This window comes from Brevibacillus borstelensis (genome assembly GCF_036700025.1).
GTDB lineage: Bacteria > Bacillota > Bacilli > Brevibacillales > Brevibacillaceae > Brevibacillus > Brevibacillus borstelensis.
The window spans coordinates 4564346-4586584 of sequence record NZ_CP144922.1 but is presented as its reverse complement, the minus strand read 5'-3'; the positions used below and the strand labels follow the sequence as shown (position 1 = coordinate 4586584).

18 protein-coding genes are annotated in these 22239 nt (G+C 54.4%); 9 read left to right on the top strand and 9 right to left on the bottom strand.

From position 1 onward, the window contains the following. Positions 1–248: 248 nt before the first annotated feature. Positions 249–1280 carry a LacI family DNA-binding transcriptional regulator gene (locus tag V5G20_RS21980; protein ID WP_031932156.1) on the top strand — a complete coding sequence of 344 codons (1032 nt, stop codon included), beginning with the start codon at positions 249–251 and terminating at the stop codon, positions 1278–1280. A 275-nt stretch (positions 1281–1555) separates the two neighbouring features. Next, positions 1556–3496: an ABC-F family ATP-binding cassette domain-containing protein gene (locus V5G20_RS21975; protein ID WP_243014820.1), complete on the top strand. Its 1941-nt coding sequence runs from the start codon at positions 1556–1558 to the stop codon at positions 3494–3496. Between the two features lie 54 nt (positions 3497–3550). Here V5G20_RS21975 and V5G20_RS21970 read toward each other — a convergent pair whose 3' ends face one another. Continuing rightward, the gene (locus tag V5G20_RS21970) at positions 3551–4324 is read right to left on the bottom strand and encodes a sulfite exporter TauE/SafE family protein (RefSeq protein WP_003388205.1); all 774 of its coding nucleotides are present in this window, start codon (positions 4322–4324) and stop codon (positions 3551–3553) included. On the opposite strand from V5G20_RS21970, the gene V5G20_RS21965 reads away from it, so the two are divergent. Beyond that, on the top strand, positions 4313–4993 hold the full coding sequence (locus V5G20_RS21965) for a hypothetical protein (protein ID WP_243014821.1): 681 nt from the start codon (positions 4313–4315) through the stop codon (positions 4991–4993). The genes V5G20_RS21970 and V5G20_RS21965 overlap by 12 nt on opposite strands. Before the next feature lie 109 nt (positions 4994–5102). Here V5G20_RS21965 and V5G20_RS21960 read toward each other — a convergent pair whose 3' ends face one another. Next, entirely contained in the window at positions 5103–5537 is a 435-nt protein-coding gene (locus tag V5G20_RS21960) for a Dps family protein (RefSeq protein ID WP_003388203.1), read from the bottom strand. A 305-nt stretch (positions 5538–5842) separates the two neighbouring features. Here V5G20_RS21960 and V5G20_RS21955 point away from each other — a divergent pair, with 305 nt between their 5' ends. Both V5G20_RS21955 and V5G20_RS21950 read left to right on the top strand, forming a co-directional pair. Continuing rightward, positions 5843–7207: a putrescine aminotransferase gene (locus tag V5G20_RS21955; protein ID WP_039070807.1), complete on the top strand. Its 1365-nt coding sequence runs from the start codon at positions 5843–5845 to the stop codon at positions 7205–7207. A 154-nt stretch (positions 7208–7361) separates the two neighbouring features. After that, complete coding sequence (locus V5G20_RS21950; protein WP_003388201.1) at positions 7362–7832, top strand: NUDIX domain-containing protein; 471 nt, start codon at positions 7362–7364, stop codon at positions 7830–7832. A 337-nt stretch (positions 7833–8169) separates the two neighbouring features. Here V5G20_RS21950 and V5G20_RS21945 read toward each other — a convergent pair whose 3' ends face one another. From V5G20_RS21945 to V5G20_RS21920, 6 genes are all read right to left on the bottom strand, one after another. After that, positions 8170–9243, bottom strand: a complete 1074-nt coding sequence (locus tag V5G20_RS21945) for an ABC transporter substrate-binding protein (protein WP_024983526.1) — start codon at positions 9241–9243, stop codon at positions 8170–8172. A gap of 51 nt (positions 9244–9294) precedes the next feature. Beyond that, positions 9295–10074, bottom strand: coding sequence for an ABC transporter permease (locus V5G20_RS21940; protein WP_024983525.1), 780 nt, complete (start codon positions 10072–10074; stop codon positions 9295–9297). Between the two features lies 1 nt (position 10075). Beyond that, the gene (locus V5G20_RS21935) at positions 10076–10876 is read right to left on the bottom strand and encodes an ABC transporter permease (RefSeq protein WP_172920426.1); all 801 of its coding nucleotides are present in this window, start codon (positions 10874–10876) and stop codon (positions 10076–10078) included. 110 nt (positions 10877–10986) lie between these two features. Next, positions 10987–12069 carry an ABC transporter ATP-binding protein gene (locus V5G20_RS21930; protein ID WP_243014823.1) on the bottom strand — a complete coding sequence of 361 codons (1083 nt, stop codon included), beginning with the start codon at positions 12067–12069 and terminating at the stop codon, positions 10987–10989. Positions 12070–12212: 143 nt separating this feature from the next. Further along, positions 12213–14033 carry a sigma-54-dependent Fis family transcriptional regulator gene (locus V5G20_RS21925; RefSeq protein ID WP_003388198.1) on the bottom strand — a complete coding sequence of 607 codons (1821 nt, stop codon included), beginning with the start codon at positions 14031–14033 and terminating at the stop codon, positions 12213–12215. Positions 14034–14226: 193 nt separating this feature from the next. After that, the gene (locus V5G20_RS21920) at positions 14227–15927 is read right to left on the bottom strand and encodes a methyl-accepting chemotaxis protein (RefSeq protein WP_327986131.1); all 1701 of its coding nucleotides are present in this window, start codon (positions 15925–15927) and stop codon (positions 14227–14229) included. 108 nt (positions 15928–16035) lie between these two features. Here V5G20_RS21920 and mobA point away from each other — a divergent pair, with 108 nt between their 5' ends. Further along, positions 16036–16704 carry a molybdenum cofactor guanylyltransferase gene (gene mobA / locus V5G20_RS21915; protein WP_338462203.1) on the top strand — a complete coding sequence of 223 codons (669 nt, stop codon included), beginning with the start codon at positions 16036–16038 and terminating at the stop codon, positions 16702–16704. A gap of 28 nt (positions 16705–16732) precedes the next feature. Here the strand turns inward: mobA and fdhD are convergent, their stop codons facing one another. After that, the gene (fdhD, locus tag V5G20_RS21910) at positions 16733–17536 is read right to left on the bottom strand and encodes a formate dehydrogenase accessory sulfurtransferase FdhD (protein ID WP_003388194.1); all 804 of its coding nucleotides are present in this window, start codon (positions 17534–17536) and stop codon (positions 16733–16735) included. A 382-nt stretch (positions 17537–17918) separates the two neighbouring features. On the opposite strand from fdhD, the gene V5G20_RS21905 reads away from it, so the two are divergent. The 3 genes from V5G20_RS21905 to V5G20_RS21895 all read left to right on the top strand — a co-directional run bounded on the left by V5G20_RS21905 (position 17919) and on the right by V5G20_RS21895 (position 22201). Further along, positions 17919–19193: an L-lactate MFS transporter gene (locus V5G20_RS21905; protein ID WP_003388193.1), complete on the top strand. Its 1275-nt coding sequence runs from the start codon at positions 17919–17921 to the stop codon at positions 19191–19193. 51 nt (positions 19194–19244) lie between these two features. Continuing rightward, positions 19245–19610: a DUF2294 domain-containing protein gene (locus V5G20_RS21900; RefSeq protein WP_003388192.1), complete on the top strand. Its 366-nt coding sequence runs from the start codon at positions 19245–19247 to the stop codon at positions 19608–19610. Positions 19611–19852: 242 nt separating this feature from the next. Beyond that, complete coding sequence (locus V5G20_RS21895) at positions 19853–22201, top strand: FdhF/YdeP family oxidoreductase (protein ID WP_003388191.1); 2349 nt, start codon at positions 19853–19855, stop codon at positions 22199–22201. Positions 22202–22239: the final 38 nt, after the last annotated feature.

The following is a 22239-nucleotide window of genomic DNA, read 5'->3' as shown; positions in this document are numbered from 1 at the left end:
TATGTCATAAGTTTGATACATTGTCAAAGTGCTTTTTGAATGAAAGTGTTGGAATAAAATACCTTCCTGAAAAGCTTGATCACGGATGCTTTTGCGTGCGTCGATCTTTTTTGCGGCAGGAGGGTCCGAGGCCCCGGTGTGCAGCCCGCCTCCCGTCATAGCATCGCCTCCTATGATATAATAGAACGAGGCGACTGACGTTGGTTCGTATCGCAGAAAACGATTCCAATAAGGAAGGGACATCTCTCTTGGCCACAAAGAAAAAAGTAACGATTGAAGATGTAGCAAAGAAGGCAGGGGTAGGGATTGCCACCGTATCCCGGGCCATTAACAATAGCGGCGGGATCAGCCCGAAAACAAAGGCGCTGATCCTGCAAATAATCGAAGAAATGGGCTTTGTTCCGAATACGTCAGCGCAAAGCCTGAAGGTGCGGCAAACGAATCAAATTGCTTTGGCCGTGCCGGATATCCGCAATGCAATCATTCCTGATATCGCCTGGTCTGTAGAGCAGACTGCCAAGCAGCACGGTTACCGTGTCGTGCAGATCAATACCTCCGGGAACGCCCGGGCCGAGCTGGAGATCGTGCGCGAGGTGAAAAAGCTGCATGTGGACGGGCTGATTATCATGCCGCTGGCTTATCCCAAAACGCTGGTCGACTTGATCAATAAAACAACCGTACCTGTCTCGATCATCAACTACGGAAAAAAGCTCGACGACAATGTGAAAGCGGATGTTGTCGGTCTGGCCAGCCAGGAAGGCCGCCTGGTCATGGAGCATCTGATCAAAATCGGGCGGACCCGGATCGCTTACGCGGGTGCTCCCAAGAACAAAATCGAGGAGCGTTACTTTGCCTATGAACAGTCTTTGCCGCAGGTCGATCCTTCCCTCGTCTATTTCGGCGAGGACTTCTCGTTTGAAACAGGCGTGCGTGCGGCTGATTACTTTTACAGCCTGAAACATATGCCGGATGCGATCTATGCGGTAAACGACATGGTGGCGATCGGGATCGTGAACCGGTTCAAGGAGCTGGGAGTTCGCGTCCCGGAGGATGTGGCGGTCGTGGGCATCGACAACAACCTGTGGACGACGGTCACAAGCCCGCAAATCAGCTCGGTGTCGATCATGGGGGGCGAAGTGGCTCGCCTGGCAACCGAGCTTTTGCTGAAGCGGATTCGCGACAACGGGGCCGGGGAATATGAACGCGTGCAGTTCGAGCCTCGGCTGATCGTGAGGGAGTCGAGCGTGGCTGTCATTCGCCAGTCTCCTTCGATCTCGTAAACGAAGCGGCGGGGCTGTACTGTACTGCCTTCGCATGAGCAGGCATGTCTCTGGGACAACGGCGAAAAACGTGTTACGATTTGCAAGTAGCATCATCCTGACGCGCTTAGCTGTTTTGCTTTTCGCAATGGAATGGCATTCGCGCCTGCAAAAAGCAGGCTAAAAACATGGCGAAGTCAGGTCGAAGCAATGATGGCAGCCTGCCATGCACATGCAGAAGGCAGCCATTTCGGACCGATTCATCTCCTATCCTATTAAAAGCACAGGTGAACAATATGCATATCTTATCAGTAGAAAACCTTTCCAAAGGCTACGGCGAGAAGGTCCTGTTCGACGGGATTTCCTTTCACATCGCGGAAGGCCAGCGGATTGGCCTGATCGGCGTTAACGGTACAGGCAAATCCTCGCTCCTGAAAATAATCGCGGGACTCGACACGGCAGACAGCGGGAAAGTAATCCACGCCAATCACTTCCGCGTCGAGTATCTGCCGCAAAACCCGAGCTTTGCGGAAAACTCCAGCGTCCTCGAACAAGTATTTTACGGCGACTCGCCGCTGATGCAGCTGCTGCGCGAATATGAGCAGGCGCTGGCGGAGCTGCAGGCAGATCCTGCCGATGAACAGAAACAGACCCGGATGCTCAGCCTGCAAGGCCGGATGGATACAGCGAACGCATGGGAGGCGAGCACGCTCGCAAAAACGATCCTGACGCAGCTCGGCATCCACGATTTTTCCCAGCAGGTCCAGGAGCTGTCCGGCGGGCAGCGCAAGCGGGTGGCGATGGCACGCGCGCTGATCCAGCCGGCGGACCTGCTCATCCTGGATGAGCCGACGAACCATATCGACAACGAAACGGTGGAGTGGCTGGAGGAATACCTTTCCCGCTACCAGGGAGCTCTTTTGCTTGTAACCCACGACCGCTACTTCCTGGACCGCGTCACGAACCGGATCTTTGAGCTTGACCGCGGCAAGCTTTACAGCTACGAGGGCAATTACGCGACCTTCTTGGAAAAAAAGGCGGAACGCGAAGAGAATGAAGCGGCTGCGGAGAGCAAACGGCAGAATCTGCTCAGACGGGAGCTGGCCTGGCTGCGCAGGGGGGCCAAGGCCCGCACGACCAAGCAGAAGGCTCGCGTCCAGCGGGCGGAAGAGCTGCGGGACAGACAGGTAGACGGACCGGCGGACAAGCTGGAAATGGCGTTGGGAGCGAGCCGCCTGGGGAAAAAGGTGCTGGAGATTGAGCACATTCGCAAAGGCTACGGCCCTAGGCAGCTCATCGACGATTTCAGCTACATCGTCCTGCCGCAAGACCGTGTCGGGATCATCGGTCCCAACGGCAGCGGAAAATCGACGCTGCTGAACATTCTGGCCGGCCGGCTTGCCCCTGATGCCGGAACGGTGGAAACGGGCCAGACCGTGAAGCTGGCCTATTACACGCAGGAAAACGTAGAGATGGATGAGAAGCTGCGGGTGATCGAGTACATCAAGGAAGCGGCGGAGGTCGTGCACACGAGTGACGGGGAAGTGATTACCGCTTCGCAAATGCTGGAGCGCTTTCTGTTTCCGCCGCATTTGCAGTGGACGCCGATCTCTCGCCTGTCCGGCGGGGAAAAGCGCCGCCTCTATCTGCTCCGCACGCTGATGGGAGAGCCCAACGTTCTCTTTTTGGACGAGCCGACGAACGATCTGGACATCCAGACGCTGAGCATTTTGGAAGACTATTTGGAGCAGTTCCCGGGGGCTGTCATTACCGTGTCCCACGACCGATATTTCCTCGACCGGACCGTGGACCATCTGTTTGCGTTTGAAGGCGAGGGGCGGATACGCCAGTTTACCGGAAACTACTCGGAGTACCTCGAGGTCCGGCGCAGAGAGCTGGAGCAGGAAGCTGCGGACAAGCGAAAAGCCGGGAAGGCGCAGGCGGAAGCCAAAGCGGCTGCAGCCGACGAGAAAAGCGCCTCCGGACGCGGAAACAACCGCACGCGCAAGCTCTCCTACAAGGACCAGAAGGAATGGGAGACAATCGAGGACAAGATCGCCGCGCTGGAGGCGAGAAGCGTGCAGCTCAAGCAGGAGATTGCCTCGGCAGGCAGCGATTACGGCAAAGTGGAGAAGCTGTACGCGGAAGAGCAGCAGGTTGCGGCAGACCTGGAGGCTGCGATCGAGCGCTGGGCCGAACTGTCCGCCTTGATCGAAGAGCTGGAACAAGGGAAATAACTGCCGATAACAGAAAAGAAACCCTTCCCGATTGCAGTATGGGAAGGGTTTTTGTCATATTTGGATAATTTTGATTCCGCTGATGATGATGAGAACCGAGATCGCATAGCGCAGGAAAACGGTGGGGACCTTGCAGGACAAGCGGCTTCCCAGCAAGACGCCGGGCACCGAGCCGAGCAGGAGCCAAAAGACAGTTGCCAAATGAACAGTGCCGAAGCTCATGTGCGCCAGACCAGCGGCCGTGGTCAGCAAAAAGGCATGGGCGATGTCGGTGCCGACTACTTCTTTGCCGGAGAGCTGAAAGAAATACATGAGTGCGATGGCAAAGAGCGAGCCGCTGCCGATGGACGTCAAGCCGACCAGAAAGCCGAGAAAAGCGCCGATGATGATGAGCGGGGTACGCTTTTCGCGCGTGCTCATGCTTTGCCATTTATTCCAGGAAGGACTTTTGCGGCTGAGCCAGCTTTTGGCCAGGATGGCCAGGGGGATCAGGATGAGGACAAAGCCGAGTATTTTTTTCAGGATGAGGTCTGCCCCTTGGACATGCTGGTGCACCCAGTTCATCAAATTCACGGCGATAATGCCGCTCGGGATGCTGCCGATCGCAAGGTAGAGCACGATGGGAAAGTGAACGGTTTTTTGCCGCCAATGCTGCCAGGTCCCGAAAATCTTGGTGATGGAGTTGTAGACCAGATCAGTTCCGACAGCGATAGCGGGCTGTATCCCCAGCAGGAGCAGGATCGGGGTCAATAGCGCGGCGCCCCCTACACCAGTCAGGCCGACCAGAAATCCCACCAGGAGGCCGACGACTGTCAAGTGAAAATCCATCAAGCAACCATCCTCTGTATTTCTAGTATGCATGCCTATCATCAGGATAAGCAGATGCCCGGATATCGTGCGCCTAAATTGGGCAGCGCCGCGCCTAATTCACTGTTTGATTGTTTGACAAATCACCCGTTTTCAACTACATATAATTCTATTATTATTAAGGATATCAAAATAATTGTGAAAAAGGGGAAGGCTATGGCGGAATATTTCACGGAACGTAAGGCTTTGCAAATGACTCTGGAGTCGCTATTGGAACAGCGGGCTTTGCTGCGCCGACAATATGTGGATCAAGACAAACAGCTCGGGCTTGACATCAAGCAGATTTTGGCGCGAGTAAGAGAGCTTGACCAAGCGGAAGGCAATGAAGAACCGCTGCTGGCGGAAGGAGCAGAGAACGGAACCGTCGGCATGAACGTGGAAGTGATGGAACGGCTGAAAGGGCGAAAAACGCATACCCGTCATGACTATGAAACTGTAGCCAATCATGTAGAAACAATCTTGCGGGAGATGTCGGCATTAACGTTGAATGAGCTCTGTGATGAGTTGAAAAGACGGAGCGGAGTCGAATTTGCCAGCCCGTACATTGGCATTCACAAGACGATCAAGCATTTGCCGCAGGTCAAGGTTCAAAAGGACGGAAGAAAACTTGTTTTTTCTTTGGCGACATAGACGGGCAGCAAAAAAGAGGGCAGTTGTGCATTCCGGCACAAAAGCCCTCTTTTCCTTTATCAGGAAATAAACTTCCTCTATTAGGAAATAAAACACACTTGCAGCAAGATTAGCCTTGGAAGGCTTTCAGCATCCACACATGCTTTTCGAGACTGGTCTGGATGGACAGGAGCATGTCTGCGGTGCCCTCATCGCCGAGTTCCTCCACTTTCTTGATGCCGTCTTTTAATTCATCGATTACAGTGGTAAAATCCTCGATCAGTGTTTGAACCATTTCTTCAGCAGTCTCGCGGTCGCTTGCTTCTTCGATGCTGGCGTCTCGAATGCACTCTCCCAATGTGGCAACGGGTTTTCCGTTACGGGCCAGGATGCGCTCAGCGAGAGTATCGATGTGTTCGGAAGCTTCGTTGTACAGCTCTTCGAATTTGTCGTGCAGGGTAAAGAATGCAGGTCCTTTGACATTCCAGTGGTAGTTTTGCAGCTTCATGCGCAGGATCGTCCAGTTGGCTACTTGTTTATTTAGTACAGAATACAGGTTTTCCATTGTTTATCCGCTCCTTATTTATAATAATTATTATCTGATACCTATTATAATATAAAAAACAGTATTGTCAACCGCCTTTCTCCTTTCCGCACGAAAGTTCTCAAGAACAGGAAACGAAGAAAGGTTGAGCCAATCATCAAGCGAATGATTGCGCGTCATTCTTGAATATGAGAAGCCGATTTCTCATTTCACTGTGCATTTCTGTATGAAAAGAAGGGAGATCGGGGGCATTTCTCTCTGTTTCGGCTGGCATTGTTCTTGCAACTTCTCCAAGGTGAAAAACCAAACCGGAAAGGATGAGGTGCATGGAACGCAAATCACGGGAAGAATCTCTTGAGCTTGCCAGTGAAATTCTTTCATTCATCGAAAGCGAGACACTGACAGTCGAACAGAAAAAGAAAATTGTAAGCGATTCGGTCGAGAACTTTACCAACCATGTGACCAAGGCTATACTTGCGCACCGCAAGTCTGTTTCGACCGACTATTCGGTCGTGGAGTGGGAAGATGAAGGAGCCATTTTCCGCGACACGATGGGGGATGAATACATTGATTGCCTGGGAGGCTACGGTGTATACCTGCTCGGCCACCGCCACCCGAAAGTGGTCAAGGCGGTAGAGGCCCAGTTGAAGCGCTACGCTCTGCACAGCCAAGAGATGGTGGACCCGCTGCGGGGCTATCTTTCCAAGCTGGTGGCGTACATTACACCAGGAGATTTGCAGCACTCCTACCTCGTAAACTGCGGTACCGAGGCAAACGAAATGGCCCTGAAGCTGGCGAGGCTGGCCACGGGGAAAAAATGCTTCATTTCAACGGAAAGAGGCTTCCACGGCAAGACGCTCTTTTCCCTTTCGGCGTCGGGGAAATCTACATTCCGCGAGCCGTACATGCCGCTCGTTCCCGGTTTTCAGCACGTTCCGTTCGGGGATGCGGACGCGGTGGAGCAGGCGATTCGCATGCTGATCGCTACTGGCGAAACGGTGGCTGGCGTGATCGTCGAACCGATCCAGGGAGAGGGCGGCGTGAATATTCCGCCGGATGACTACCTGCCGCGGCTGCGCCAAATCTGTGACAAATACGAGTGTCTGTTGATCGTTGACGAGGTGCAGACCGGCATGGGGCGGACCGGCACTCTGTTTGGCGTCGATCACTGGGATGTCGTACCGGATATCATGACACTGGGCAAAGCTTTCGGCGGTGGTGTCATGCCGATCGCTGCCATGGTCGCCAAGAAGAAATGGTGGGGAAAAATGGAGGAAAATCCGTTCCTGCTGGGCTCCTCCACCTTCGGCGGCAACCCGCTCTGCTGCGCGGGGGCTATCGCGGGCATTCACACGATTCTTGCCGACAACATCCCGCAGATGGCCAAGGAAAAGGGCGATTACATCATGCTGCGCCTGAACGAGATCAAGGAGCAGTACCCGGAGGTCATGGTCGACGTACGCGGACGGGGCCTGTTGATCGGGATGGAGTTCGCCACCAACAACCTTGGCTATACGCTGGCCAAAATGCTGTTCGGCAAGAAAATCCTCGTCGGCGGTACGATCAACAACGCGACGGTGATTCGCATCGAGCCGCCTGCAGTCATTTCGTACGAACAGATCGATTACGTGTTGGCTTGCATTGAAGAGGGGATCGCCCAGCTTTCCAAAGAAATGAAAGTGGCGCGGTAGTTTGGCAAAAAGGAAGGGAGCGGTTTATGGATGCTCCCTTCCTTTTTTCATTCGGTTGGCGGATCTTTATAGGCAGGAGAGCGGGGGCGTCGCAAGGAACTGTTAGAGCGGCAGACAATCGATAAAGATGCCAATAAAGAAGGAGCTGACCGTTATGGCGATGTCTCAATACTATAAAGATTTGAGAGAAGCGTTCGGGCCCGGCCTGATTTTCATGCCTTGCGTCGCTGCAATGATCCGCAATGAAAAAGATGAAATTCTGTTTGGACGCAAACATAACGAGGAGAATTGGGGCCTGATCGCCGGGGCGATCGAGATCGGAGAAACACCAGCGGAGGCCGTACGTAGGGAAGTGCTGGAGGAGACCGGTTTGGAGGTAAAGCCGGAGAGAATCATCGGAGTGTTTGGCGGGGAAAAGCACAGATTTACATACCCGAACGGACATCAGGTGGAATACTTGACGGTTGTTTTTGAGTGCGCGGTTGTCGGAGGCGCTCTTCACCCGGAAAACGACGAAATGTGCGAGCTCGGGTATTTTCAAGAAAACGGGATTCCTCCCCTCGCCAATTACTATCCGCGGGAGATCTTCCGAAAAGAAGAAGCAAAGCAAGCGATTTTCGAGTGAGGTTGACACACGGAAAATAACAAACGCCCCAGCCTTGGAAAGGTTATATCAAGGCTGGGCGTTTTGAAATGTGGTTCGGCCTTTAGACAATTGGCCGGGACGTTTCGCAATGTAGCACGGTCTGGGGCAATTAGCCGGGACGTTTCGCTATGTGGCACGGTCTGGGGCAATTAGCCGGGACGTTTCGCCATGCGGCACGGCCTCGGGCAATTAGCCGGGACGTTTCGCCATGCGGCACGGCCTCGGGCAATTGGTCGAGACGTTTCGCAATATGCCACGGCCTCGGGCAACTAATGTGCGAGGGCGGAGCAATTCGTATAGCGACACTGCCGCCAGCTCACTGCGAGCTTTTTACTTCGGACCAGATGCGGTCGTACAGTTTAACCGAATCGCCGATATCCTTCAGGCTTTCCACCCGCTTCATCTCTTCGGGCGGGGGATAGATGGCGATATTTTCCAGCGTCTCCTTGTCGATCAGCTTGCGGGCCTCGGTATTCGGATTGATATAGGGAAAATCCTTGGCGATTTCCGCGCTGATTTCCGGTTCGAGCAAGAAATTGATGAAGGCCTCCGCCGTTTTCTTGTGTTTCGCACCTGCAGGTATGACGAAGTTGTCAAATGTTATCATCAGTCCCTCTTTGGGCAGGACTGTCGTGATTTGCGGCTTTTCCCGCTGTGCCAGCGCGATTTCCGGTCCCCAGACGAGGGCGACGTTCACTTCGCCGTTGATCATCAGCGTCTTCGGGCTGTCGCTGTCAAAGGCCTTGATATTGGGCATCAGCTGGAGCATTTTTTGCTTGGCCTCCTCGAGGTGGGCAGGATCGGTGTCGTTGCCGGAGTAGCCCAGCGTTTTCAACACCATGCCGAGGATGAACCGCTGATCGTCCACCATCACGATCTGGCTCTTCAATTCGGGTTTCCACAGGTCCGCAAAGCTGGTGATGCTCGTCTTGATATTGTCGGGGTTGTAGGCGAGCGAGACCGTATTGCCCATGTAGGGGACGCTGTATTTGTTGCCGGGATCATGCTCTTTGTTTACGAGGTCGGGCTCCAGATTCTTGAAATTGGGAATATTGTTCAGATCGAGCGGCTCGATCAGTCCTTGATTGGCCATCGGCTGGATAAAATAGTCGCTCGCTACCGTCAGATCGTAAATGCCGCCCCCTGCGGAAACCTTGGCCAGCATCTCTTCATTGGAGGAAAACGTACTGTAGTTTACTTTTACCCCGTATCTCTCTTCAAATTTTTTGATGACCGAGTCGGGCAGGTACTCAGACCAGTTAAACACATTGAGTTCTTTGTCCAGACCGTTTTCTCCGCCTTGCGATGACGGCGTGGAGCTGCAGCCAGCCGCTGTCAGTGCGATCGTCAGAAAGCCGGCCGCCACTATTTTCCGAAAGCCTTGCTTCATATCAAATCCCCCTTTGTAATAATATGGAAACTCAAGAGCTGAGCGTTTGAACTACTCCTTGCGCATCCGGATGCGTTCGGCAAAGATGACGATAGCCAGTGTGACGACGAGCATCAAAGTAGACAGAGCGTTGATTTCCGGAGTCACGCCGAATTTGACCATGGAGAAAATCTTCAGGGGCAGCGTCGCGCTCGCAGGCCCTGCCACGAAAAAGCTGATGATCACGTCGTCAAGAGACAGCGTAAAAGCAAGCATCGCGCTGGCCAAAATGCCCGGAGCGATGACCGGCATCGTCACTTTGACAAACGTCTGCCAGGGCGTAGCCCCCAAATCCATCGCCGCCTCCTCGATGCTTTTGTCAAATCCGGCCAACCGGGCCCGCACCACGACAACGACGAAGGGAACGGAAAAGGTGATGTGCGCTGCGATCAGGGTGAAATAGCCGAGCGGCACCTTCAACTGGGCGAACAGCGCGAGCATCGAGATCCCCATGACGATTTCCGGGATGACGATGGGCAGGTACAGCATCGCGTCCAGAGCCGTTTTTCCGCGGAAGTGGTAGCGGTACATCCCGACGGCCGCCAGCGTGCCGATCATCGTCGCGGCCAGCGTGCTGATCAGCGCTACGATCAGAGAGGTCTTCATCGCTTCCAGCACGTCGCTGTTCTGCATCAGCTTTACGTACCAGTCGAAAGTAAAACCGGTCCAGACCGCATTCAGCTTGGATTGGTTAAAGGAATACAGAATCAAAATGGCAATGGGCATATACAAAAACAGGTAGATAAGCGAAGCGTAGAAAACGGAGAATTTGCGGCCGAGCGAGTAGCGCATCCTAGAGCAGCTCCTTTCCCTCTTTGTCTTTGGTGATCAGGATGTAGGCTGTGATAAACAACAGCGTCAGTCCCATCAGGATAATGGAGCTTGCCGAGCCGAATGGCCAGTCGCGGGCGGTGAGAAACTGATTTTTGATCAGGTTTCCGATCAGGACGGTCTTGCTTCCTCCCATCAGGTCCGGGATGAAAAAGAGGCCCAGGGACGGAATGAAGACGAGCAGGGAACCGGCCATGATCCCTGGCGCGGTGAGAGGCAGGGTCACCTTCCAGAAGGTATGGACGGGCTTGGCGCCCAAGTCCGAGGACGCCTCCAGCAGCGATTTGTCCAGCTTTTCGATCGAGGCGTACAGCGGCAGCACCATAAACGGCAGCATGGTGTAAACAAGCCCGATCAGAACGGCAGTCTCGTTGTACAGAAGCGGCAGGGGCTGACTGATGATCCCGAGCTGCATGAGGATTGTATTGATGACCCCTTCGGTCCGCAAAAGGACGATCCAGGCGTAGGTTCGGATGAGCGAGTTTGTCCAAAAGGGAACAATGATCAGCAGCATCAGAATGTTGCGGTAGTTGATCGGAGAGCGGGCGACGATATAGGCGAACGGATAGCCGAGAACGAGGCAAATCGCCGTCGTAAAAAAGGCCAGCACACAGGAAATCCACAAAATTTTAAAGTAGAGCGGGTCGAAAAAACGGACGTAGTTCTCCACTGTCAAAGGCAGTTCAATCCCGCCAAATGAGCTGCGGGTAAAGAAGCTGACGCCGAGAATCAAGATGAGCGGCAGCAGGAAAAGGGCACACATCCAGATCAGGATGGGCCCGATTGTCCAGGTCTTTCCGTAATCGCGGACAGGCCGGTTCGGGGTCGTGGCTGCAGGTCTGCTGGAGGTGGCGGAGCCGATTACAGGGGCCTTCATCGGGTTAACACCACCCCGTGCTCCGGCTGCCAGTTGACGAATAGTTCGTCGCCTTCGTTTACCGGCAGGAGCTGATCCGTTTTTTCCACGGCGACAAAGGGAATTCCCCCGGGCAAGGTGACGACAGTCCGCGTAATTCCGCCGCAGTAGATTCGCTCTGTCAATCGGCCGGGAAGCTGTACGAGCTGGTCAATCCCGGTTTCTACCGGTGCAAGACTGAGAGCCGATTTTTCCGGGCGGATCGCGACGGTCACCTTCTCATTCTCGGGAAGCTGCAGAGAAGCCGCGGCTACCTCCATGCCCCCGCAGTCAATCAGCATCCGGCGGGAATCCCGCAGTTTGACTGTTCCGGTCAACAGGTTGGTCTCGCCGATAAATTCCGCGACAAATCGCGTCGCAGGCCGGTCGTAGATGTCGGCAGGGGTGCCGACCTGTTCGAGGACACCCTTGTTCATAACCGCGATGCGGTCAGACATGGTCAACGCTTCTTCCTGGTCGTGCGTGACGAAGACAAACGTGACCCCGAGCTGCTTTTGCAGATGCTTCAGCTCGACCTGCATCTGCTTGCGCAGCTTTTGATCCAGGGCGCCCAGCGGCTCGTCGAGCAGCAGCACCTTTGGATTGTTTACCAGCGCCCGGGCGATGGCAATCCGCTGCCGCTGGCCGCCGCTCAGCTGCTCCGGCTTGCGGCTGGCGTACTCTTCCAATTGAACGAGGCGAAGAGCCTGTTTGACCCGCTGGTCGATCTCTTCCCTGGCGACTTTTTTGACACGCAAACCGAACGCTACGTTTTCGTAAGCGTTCAGGTGGGGGAAGAGGGCGTAGCTTTGAAAGACGGTGTTGACATCGCGGGAGTAGGCAGGCAAATCCTGTACGAACTCGCCATCCAGCTTTACCTTGCCGGATGTCGGATGTTCGAATCCGGCAATCATTCTGAGCGTAGTGGTTTTGCCGCAGCCGCTGGGGCCGAGCAAAGTGAGAAATTCACCCTTCTGGATGTGGAGGGACAGATCGTGTACGACTGTATGTTGACCAAAGCGTTTGATGACGTTTTGAAGCTCCACCATAGGACCTAGCATGGGAACCCCCCTCGTTTTTTCTTTTCGCACCTCTTGTTACAAGCAAAAATAATGCCAATTTTGAATATTCCAACATATAGGTCGATCAGACACGAAAAAAGAAGCAGAAGGCAGGAAAATCATCGCCCGTTGCTTCCTAGAAATTAGAATACTTTCTCATCATTGAGAAGTTTATGTCCCTCCAGTTTTCTGTATAGAGTCGCCAGGCCGATGTCCAGTTTTTCTGCCACCAGCTTTTTGGCTTCCAGAGAATATCCGTATTGCTGCAGCATGCTGTACAGGATTTGCCGCTCGTGGCGCTGGAGTCGCTCCTTCAACGGCTGATCGGCTTCGCCGGGACCGGTGATGCCGCTGACGCTGTGGTGCTGGCGGATGCGCACCGGAACGCTGTCCAGTCCGATGTACGGCGAGACCTCCATGTTGACGGCGTACTCGATGGCATTTTCCAGCTCGCGGACATTCCCGGGCCAGTGATAATGCATGAACAGTGCCCGAACCTCCGGGGTGAAATCGAGAATCGGGTGGCCTAAAAGCTCCCGGTACTTCGCCAGGAAGTGATCCATGAGCAGCGGGATGTCTTCTACCCGCTCGCGCAGAGGCGGCATGTGCAGGGGGATGACGTTCAGCCGGAAGTAGAGATCTTCGCGGAATTCACGGTTTCGCACCATTTCCTCGAGGTTTTTGTTCGTGGCGGAGATGACCCGGATGTTGACAGGGATTAGCTGGTTGGACCCGACCCGTTCGACCTGCTTGCTCTGCAGGACGTGGAGCAGCTTCACCTGGAGATGCAGCGGCAAATCGCCGATCTCGTCGAGAAAAATGGTGCCGCCGTCGGCCAGCTCGAACTTGCCCGCCTTGCCTTCCCGCTTGGCTCCGGTAAATGCGCCCGCCACATAGCCGAACAGCTCGCTTTCCAGCAGCGCCTCGGGAATCGCCCCGCAGTTGACGATAATGAACGGACCGTCCCGCCGGTTGCTTGCGGAGTGGATGGCGGCGGCTATCATGCCTTTGCCGGTGCCGCTCTCGCCGGTGATCAAAATGTTGGAGGTACCGCGTGCGACTTGCTCCGCCTGTTTGATCACGAGCGACTTGGAGCGGCTTTTGCCGATGATTTCCGAAAAGTACAGGTCCTTGTGCTCGTTGGTCAGGACGTAGGCGAGGCGACGCATGTCCGCCATCCGGCGAAACGAGGCGACAACCCCCGCTACCCGGTCGGCCACGCGGATGGGACGGGCTGTTACGATGAAGTGCATGTCATGCTCCCCGAGGCGGTAAATCTCCTCCTGCTCGACATAGCCGACGCCGGTTTCAAGCACTTGCAGCATCGGCGAGTCGGCCCAAATCGTTTGCAGGGGAGTGCCGATGAGCTCCTGTTTGTTCTTTTGAATAAGCTGCTGGGCCGTTTTGTTGCAATTGCTGATCAATCCGCGCTCGTCGATGGCGATAATGCCCTCATGGATGGATTCGATCAAGGTTTCCAACTGGGTGAACGTCTTCTTCCACTCGTTCCAGGCTTCCTGCTCGGCGATCTTGCCGGTGAGCAGCTCGGTCATCCGCTGCAAAAAGGTAAGGTACGGCAGCCGATTGTGGATGAGCAGCCTCCTCTGGGTTTCGGTGAAGGCGATCAGGCCGATCACGCCGATCACCTCGCCTTTGTAATGGATCGGCGTGCACAGCTCCGCCAGCTCTTCGGTGACCCCCTGCAGGACGGACGGATCGTAGGAGGGATCGCTGCGGGCGTCCTCGATGAAGAACGGCTGGTTGGTGGTCAGAACCCGGCCGTACAAATAGCCGGCGTTCACTTCGCCGCCCTCCTCCTTGGTGTTGATGCGGTCTTTGTACTTTCCCGTCCCGGCGATAATCGTCATCGTGTCATCGACGATCTCCGTCTCGATCTGCAAAGCGGCTGAGATGGCTTCGGCCACCTGCTGCGTGATCTCCTGGAATTCCCGCAATAAACTCATTTGCATTTCTCCTCCTGTCTGCAGGCAAAACAGTTGCAATACGAGGTCCCCAATCCTTGTAGACGGGGTTTTATTCACAAGACGGAAGCAGAAAAACAGATGCAAAACCCACTTCGACAACAGCAGATAGAATCCTCTCAATTTTGGGAATATTTATAATAAAAAACCGGGCGAGCACCCGGTTGCTTGATATTTACGTGCGAAAACGGTTCACCAGAACCTTTAGTTGTTCCGACAGCTCCGCTAGTGTGAGAGCCGAGGCGGTCACCTCCTGCATAGCAGCCGTTTGCTCCTCCGAGGCGGCCGAAACAGCCTGCGTCTTTTTCGCAGAAAGGCTGGCAATTTCGGCGATTCCTGACACGGCATCGAGAACGGATTCAGTCGTGCTCGACATGTTTTGGGCGCGTCCTGACACTTCCCGAATCATCTCAGTCAGCGAGAGGATCGACTGGCGAATTTCGGCGAAGGAAGCGCCGGCATTGTTGACGGTTTCGATTCCCTCGGCGACCTCGGCGCTGCCGGAGGCCATCGTCTGTACGGCCTGCTCCGCTTCAGCCTGAATGCTGACGATCAATCGCTCGATTTGTTCGGCTGAACGCGCAGACTGTTCGGCAAGCTTGCGCACCTCGTCCGCAACGACAGCAAATCCGCGCCCGTGTTCACCTGCCCGGGCTGCTTCAATCGCGGCATTCAAGGAAAGCAGGTTGGTCTGACCGGCGAGCTCTGTAATCACGTCGGTAATCTGCCCGATCTCCTGGGAGCGCTGCCCGAGCTCCTGCACGACAAGCGAAAGCTGGTTCATGGTATGGAAGATGTTCCCCATCTGCTTTACAGCTTGCTGGATCGCGATATCGCCTTCTTCGCTCTTTGCGCCGGTGTGGATGGCCGCGGCGGATATTTCCTCTGACTGCGCGGCGATCAACCGGGCATTCGAGGAAATATCCGTGATCGCCAGAAGGCGGTTATTTACTTTTTGCACCTGCTCCTCGGAGCCGATCGCGACTTCTGACACATGCTCCGCAATCTGGCGTGAGGCTTCGCTGATCTGTGCTGCGCTGGAAGAAAGATTTTCCGAGGAGGCGGCAACCTCACGCGAAGTCAGCGCGACGGTGTCGAGCAATTCTTTCAATTTGGCGCTCATGTGATTGTAGGAGACTGCGATCCGGCCGATTTCATCGCCAGATGGGTCGCTTAGTTTTCGGGTAAAATCGCCATTCCCGGCATTTTCCAGGACTTCCGTGATCGTGCCGAATCTTTTTTTCAGGCGGCGGGTAAACAAGAAGAACGCAGCTTGGACAATGAGCAGCACGACGATCAATGCCCCGGCAAAAATCGCCATAAACTTTTTCTGGGTGCTGTCGATCAACTCCTGGGAAGCGCCGACATACCAAATGCCGATGACCTTTCCGCTGCTGTCTGTAATCGGCTGATAGGCGGACTGGTAGCGATGGCCGACGACGTTTGCTTCTCCCAGGTAGATCTCGCCATTGGTCAGGACGGTCTGAATGACAACGTCCGATGCCTTTGTGCCGACTGCGCGCTGTCCGTCCTTCATGACATTGGTCGTGACCCGCGTATCGCCCAAAAAGATCGTGACCGTATCGCCGCCTGTCAATTTGCCGATCTCGTCTACCAGCTCGAAATTGTCGTTGATCCGCGTCTCCCCCTTGTAAAGGAACCCGTTCTGCACCGACCATGCTCCGGGAATTTTTTGATCCAGGTAACCATAGCCCAGCGCCAAATCCGACTTGGCCTTATTCAGAGCAGCAGTCTTGATGCCGCTCTCCAGCTGTGTTTGAGCCGTTATCAGGACAACGGCGGAAACCAGCAGCAGAGCGGCTACGAATAGCAAATTCATTTTCGCTCCGAGGGATAATTTGTTGAGAAATGGCATGTGACCGCTCCTTTCTTTGCTATCTTCGAAGTATATTGATAGTATCGAGAAACCGACAATAAAGTTAATTCTTTTTTTCTCTGTGAAAATATAATAGAGTTGAATATTTTGGGTAAAGGAATTGATCGCGTGCGGAAGAAATCGATAGCCGGAGTCATTCTGGCAGGAGGAAAAAGCAGCCGAATGGGCCAGCCCAAAGAGCTGTTGGCATGGCAGGGGAGTACGCTCATCCAATATTTGCGGCAGGAAGTGAACGCGGCTGGATTGCCCTGTCTGATCGTGTCCAATACGCCGGAAGCCCTGCAGAGGGAAGGGGAGAAGGGCCAGGGAGCGGAGGTAGCGGAAGCAGCGGTAGAGGTAGAGGTCACACGCGACCTGGTGCCGTCAGCGGGACCGATCAGCGGGATCGTCAGCGCGTTTCGTTTGCGCAGCGAGGAGGCATTGCTGGTGCTTTCTTGCGATTTGCCGTTTGCGGACCGGACACAGCTCGAACGTTTGATTCAATACGCTGGAGAGGTAAGCGAATGGGATGCGATTGTGGTAAAGGAGGAGCGGCTGCACCCGCTGTTTGCGCTGTACCACAGGAGGTCTCAGCCGAGGTGGGAGGAGGCGCTGCAAATGAAGCAGCATCGCTTGATGGAGGTGCTTCGCGGACTTCAAGTGGTGACGACTCCGCCCGGCTTGCTCGACCCTTGGGCGGCTTTTAATGCCAATACGCCGGAGGAATACCGCATCGCCCTGCAGGAAAAGCAAAAAAGAGAGACCGGGCAGCCGTAACGGCCCGGTCTTTCTCTTTACACAAAGCTCAAGCTGTCGGTACGATGACCCTATGAGGATTCGTGTACACGTTCATCCTGTCATTGCGGATAAAGCCGATCGCCGTAATGTTCAGCTCCTCCGCCAGCTGCAGGGCGAGGTCGGTCGGGGCCGATTTGGACAAAATGATGCCCGCTCCGATCTTTGCCGCCTTCAGCAAAACCTCTGAGGAGATCCGGCCGCTGAAGGTGAGAATTTTATCGGCGGTCGAAATATTTTCCCGCAGGCAGTACCCGTAGATCTTGTCCAGCGCATTGTGCCTGCCGATGTCGGAATACTGGAGCAGCACCTGGTCCGGCGTGCACAGCGCGGCGTTGTGCACGCCGCCCGTCTTGCGGTGAATGTCGGACGAGGCTTGCAGCACATTCATGAGCTGCAAGCATTGCTCCGGTGTGACGGTGACGCCGTCTTCAGCCGGTTTGGCAGTACGCGCGTCGCTGAAGAAATAAAACGACTGCCTGCTTTTGCCGCAGCAGGAGGTGATGCGGCGCTTGGAGTAAAAGCTCTGGGACAGCATGGTCTTCTGATGGGTGTCGACGTACGCGAACCCTTTTCCCTCGTCGATGGTGACTTGCTTGATGTCTGCATAGGAGCGGATCGCGCCTTCTGCGGCAAGAAAGCCGATTACCATTTCCTCCAGATCGGCGGGCGTGCAGACGATGGTGGCAAACTCCTCGTCCCCGAGAAAAATCGTCAACGGGTATTCGGTGACAACCTCGTCGTCTTCCCACTCGGACTTGCCCACCTGTACCTTCAGGACAGGGCGCGTAATTGTTTTGGACAAATCGGACATACTGGCCTTGGCCTCCTTTTGAACCGTTATATCAAAAAAAATTTAAGGAACGTATTGTAGAGTAAGCGCTCACATGGTAGTATACTATTTGAGGTTTTGGTTGTCACAGAATTTTCACCTTTTTACGAAACAGTTCACAAATTGACGTGGGATAGCGTACCTGTCGCCGGTTCTTTTGTCGGACTGCCTGTAAGTGAATACCAAACACTAGCTGTTGATGCTGAAGTAGCGACCCTGCTGATGATTAACTGTCGTGTTTCATCTTTTCGCCCATGTGCCGGTTTCCGGCTTCCAGTAGCGAGGATGGACCGGCAGTTTTTCTTGTTTTCGGGGCGTGCTTCGGTATCGCCTCTCAAGTTGATGATGAAGGAGATGAATTGGCATGCAGCAGAAAGTGAAAAACCGCTGGTTGATTGCAGCGGCTGCGGTGGGAATCCACCTCTCGATCGGTTCTGTTTACGCGTGGAGCGTATTCACCAAGCCGATCACCAGCCAATTTGGCTGGGAGCTGTCCAGTGTACAGCTGACGTTTAGCATCGCAATTTTGTTCCTGGGGCTGTCCGCGGCATTCCTCGGGCACTATGTGGAGAAGCACGGACCGCGCAAGGCAGGCATTCTTTCTTCAATCTTTTTTGGCGTAGGTATTACCGGTTCGGGTCTGGCCATCAGCATGGAAAGCCTGCCGCTTTTGTACATATGCTACGGCGTATTGGGCGGAATCGGACTGGGCGTCGGGTATATTACTCCGGTTTCCACGCTGGTCAAATGGTTCCCTGACCGCCGCGGTTTGGCAACAGGACTGGCGATCATGGGATTTGGCTTTGCATCGATGATTGCGGGACCGATTATTCAAGCACTGATCGAAAGCGTAGGAATCGCGAATACATTCTTTATTCTCGGCATCATTTATTTCGTCGTTATGTTTGCTTCCGCTCAATACCTGGCTCCGCCGCCACAAGGATGGGTGCCGGCAGGATATTCCGCACAAGCAAGCGAGGGACAAAAGCAGATCAAGAAGGACCTGTGCCAGCTGACCGCCAACGAAGCGGTGAAAACGCGCCGATTCTACTGGCTGTGGCTGATGCTTTTTATCAACGTGACCTGTGGTATCGCGATCATCTCGGTTGCGTCTCCGATGGCGCAAGAGATTGCCGGAATGTCTGTCGGCATGGCGGCAACCATGGTTGGCTTGAACGGCTTGTTCAACGGAGCCGGCCGCATCGGCTGGGCATCCCTGTCTGACTATATCGGCCGTGCCAATACCTACACCGCCTTCTTCGCGATCCAGATCGTCCTGTTCTTCCTTTTGCCGAATTTGACGATCCAGACGCTGTTCATGATCGCGATGTTCATCATCATGACCTGCTATGGCGGCGGCTTCTCCTCGATCCCGGCCTACATCGGCGACCTGTTCGGCACGAAGCAATTGGGCGCTATTCACGGCTACATCCTGACAGCATGGGCGGCAGCGGGACTGGCTGGTCCGATCTTTGCAGCCTGGGTACGTGAAAAGACTGGCAGCTACACCGGCACGCTGAGCGTATTTGTGGCAATGTTTGTGGTAGCTCTCGTCATCTCGCTGATCGTCCGTCTCGACATCAAAAAGCTGAAAGAAGAAGCGAAGCGCAAAGAAAACGCTGTTGAACTGGCTAGCTGATAAGTGGTAAAGTTTTAGGTAAGATCAATTAGTTAAAGGTGACTTGCATCGATGAATAAATATGAAGCTGAGTTCAGCAATCTGGTCAGAACCTTCCGAAAGCGACACATGGGCAAGGGACCGAGCAAAATCGTCACGACTTTTTGCAAAAATTGGGCGATTTGCGAGATGGAGGGGAACCTCTCTCCGGTAGAAAAGTTCATTGCGACTGCTGATGAAGGGAAACAGATGCTCCGTGCGGCCCGGACGGAAATGGTAAAGGAAATGTACCGGAAAAACCGTCCGATCGACATGGAGGCATTTCTAGGTGCGGCCCTCGTGGATTTATTCGTCGATATTGACATTGAACGCGATTTTGGGATGTCCATCTTCGTGTTTGACCAAGACATCGAAAAAAAGTTCAAAAACGAGCCGTAAGCCTGAGCGCAGCAGCGATCCTGTGAGCGTTTGGACAAGACGGAGTATCGCCTCACACACGCAAGGTACTTGGTAGCGCTCCTGCCGAAGAACCACTGTGGACATTCCTTTCGCTTTGATGGGACTGTTTCGCGGTGGTTATTTTCTTGCAAATAATGAAAACGCTTTTTTTCGGATGATGGATAGGAAGGAATACGATTGTTTCGGCGGAATAATCGTTAATAAAGAAAGGAGCGAGTGTCATGGGAAAGACGAAGCACAACGGTCCCATTAAGCTTGATACATCCTGGAAACCTTCTATGTGGGCATCTCTGGTTCCAATGGGACTTGGCAAGGTAAAGCCGCATCACATCCGAGATACGGTGAAGGTCATCTACGAGAATCGGGATAACCTCGCATACGCATACCGCATCCTGACGCAGGGAGTGTGCGACGGCTGTGCGCTCGGTGTCTCCGGCTTGTCCGATCAGACGCTGAAGGGCGCTCATCTGTGCACGACGCGCCTGAACGTGCTGCGGCTCAATACGATGCCCGCCATCGATCCGAAATGGCTTGAAAATGTAGAAGAAATGAGGAAGCTGTCCAGCGCAGATTTGCGCAAGCTGGGCCGCATCCCCTACCCGCTCTCCCGCAAGCCTGGTGAAAATCGCTTTGCCCGCATCAGTTGGAACGAAGCCTTAAACCGCATCGCCTCCAAGATCAGAGGCATTTCTCCCAAGCAGCTGGCGTTTTTTCTGACCTCCCGCGGCATAACCAACGAAGTGTACTATACGGCAGCAAAAGTGGCCCGTTTCCTCGGAACGAACAATATCGACAATTCCTCCCGAATCTGCCACTCTCCGAGCAAAACGGCATTGAAACGCTCACTGGGCATCGGAGCGTCCAGTTGCAACTATCAGGACTGGATCGGGACAGATGTGCTCGTCTTTTGGGGCTCGGTGCCAGCGAACAACCAGCCTGTATCCACCAAGTATATGTATGCGGCCAAGAAAGCGGGGACGAAGATCATCCTGATCAACCCGTACCGGGAGCCGGCGATGGAAAAGTACTGGATTCCGTCCATTCCCGACAGCGCTCTGTTCGGCACCAAAATCGTCGACGATTTTTATCAGGTCAATATAGGCGGCGACATCGCCTTTATGAACGGAGTCATGAAGATTTGGTTTGAGATGGAGGAGGCCGAGCGGGGAGCGGCGCTCGATCACGACTTTTTGGCCCATCATGCAAACGGACTGGATGAATTGAAGGCGCATGTCTTGGCTCAGGACTGGGCGGCGCTGGAGAAATCGGCGGGAACGAGCCGGGAGCGGATGAAGGAGTTCGCCGTCTTGCTGGCACGCGCGAAATCGGGAGTGTTCGTCTGGTCGATGGGCTTGACGCAGCACCGTTTTGGCACGGACAACATCTCCCAGGTGGCCAATCTGGCAATCCTGCGCGGCTTCATTGGACGGAAGCACTGCGGCGTGATGCCGATCCGCGGGCATTCCGGGGTACAGGGCTCGGGCGAGATGGGAGCCGACCCGTTCAGTCTGCCCGGAGGAGATTTTGATGAAAAAAGCTGGAGCCGGCTCGAGAAGATATGGGGCTTTTCGATTCCGAAGTGGCAGGGGGACATCGTCGGCGTCTCGCTGGAAAATGCTTTGCTCCCAAACGGCCACGAGCGGAAAACGAGGCTGTTTTACACCAGCGGAGGAAACTTTCTCGAGACGATGCCTGATCCTTCTTATATGAAAAAATGTCTGGAGAACGTCGAGCTGCGGGTGCATCAGGACATCATTTTCAACACTTCTACGCTGGTGGACGCCAAGGAGGAGGTCATCGTCCTGCCGGCGATGACCCGCTATGAACAGCCGGGGGGAGGCACCTCGACCAGTACGGAGCGGATGGTCTATTTCAGCGCCGAGGTAGAGGGGCCGCGGATCGGGGAGGCCCGGGCGGAATGGGAGATTTATGTCGATCTGGCTTGCCGTGTAGACCCCAAGCGAAAGCACTTGATCCAGTTTTCCAGCGCGCAGGAGATACGGGAGGAGATCGCCCTGGCCAATCCGAATTACGACGGCATCCAGCATCTCAAAAAGCGGGGCGATGTCTTCCAATGGGGAGGGGCGTGGTTGTGCGAGGACGGCGTCTGTCCGACTCCCGACGGGCGGGCCAATCTGATTCCGATCGAGCTGCCTGAGCTGCAGAGGCCGAATGGTCAATTTTTCGTCACGACCCGCAGAGGCAAGCAGTTCAATTCCATGGTATATAGTGAGAGAGACCCCTTTAACGACGCGGATCGCTACGACGTTCTGATCCATCCGGAAGATGCCAAAAGCTTGCATATTCGGGAGGGGGAGCCGATCGTCGTGTATAATCAGTTTGGAACGTTTCAGGGCAAGGCGAAGTATGCAGATACGCTTCAGGGAAATATCCAGGTGTATTGGCCAGAGGGGAATGTGCTCATTCCCAAAGGCGTTTACGAAAAGTACGCGGGCATTCCCGAATACAATACGACTGTGAAAGTGGAAAAAGCGGACCGATTTACAGCAGGCAAGGATTTGAAGTACGCGGAAAAGCGGGTGGAGGATCTGGAAGTGGACGTCGGCTAATCGGGCTTGCGATACGCGAGGCAGGGAACATCTAGGAG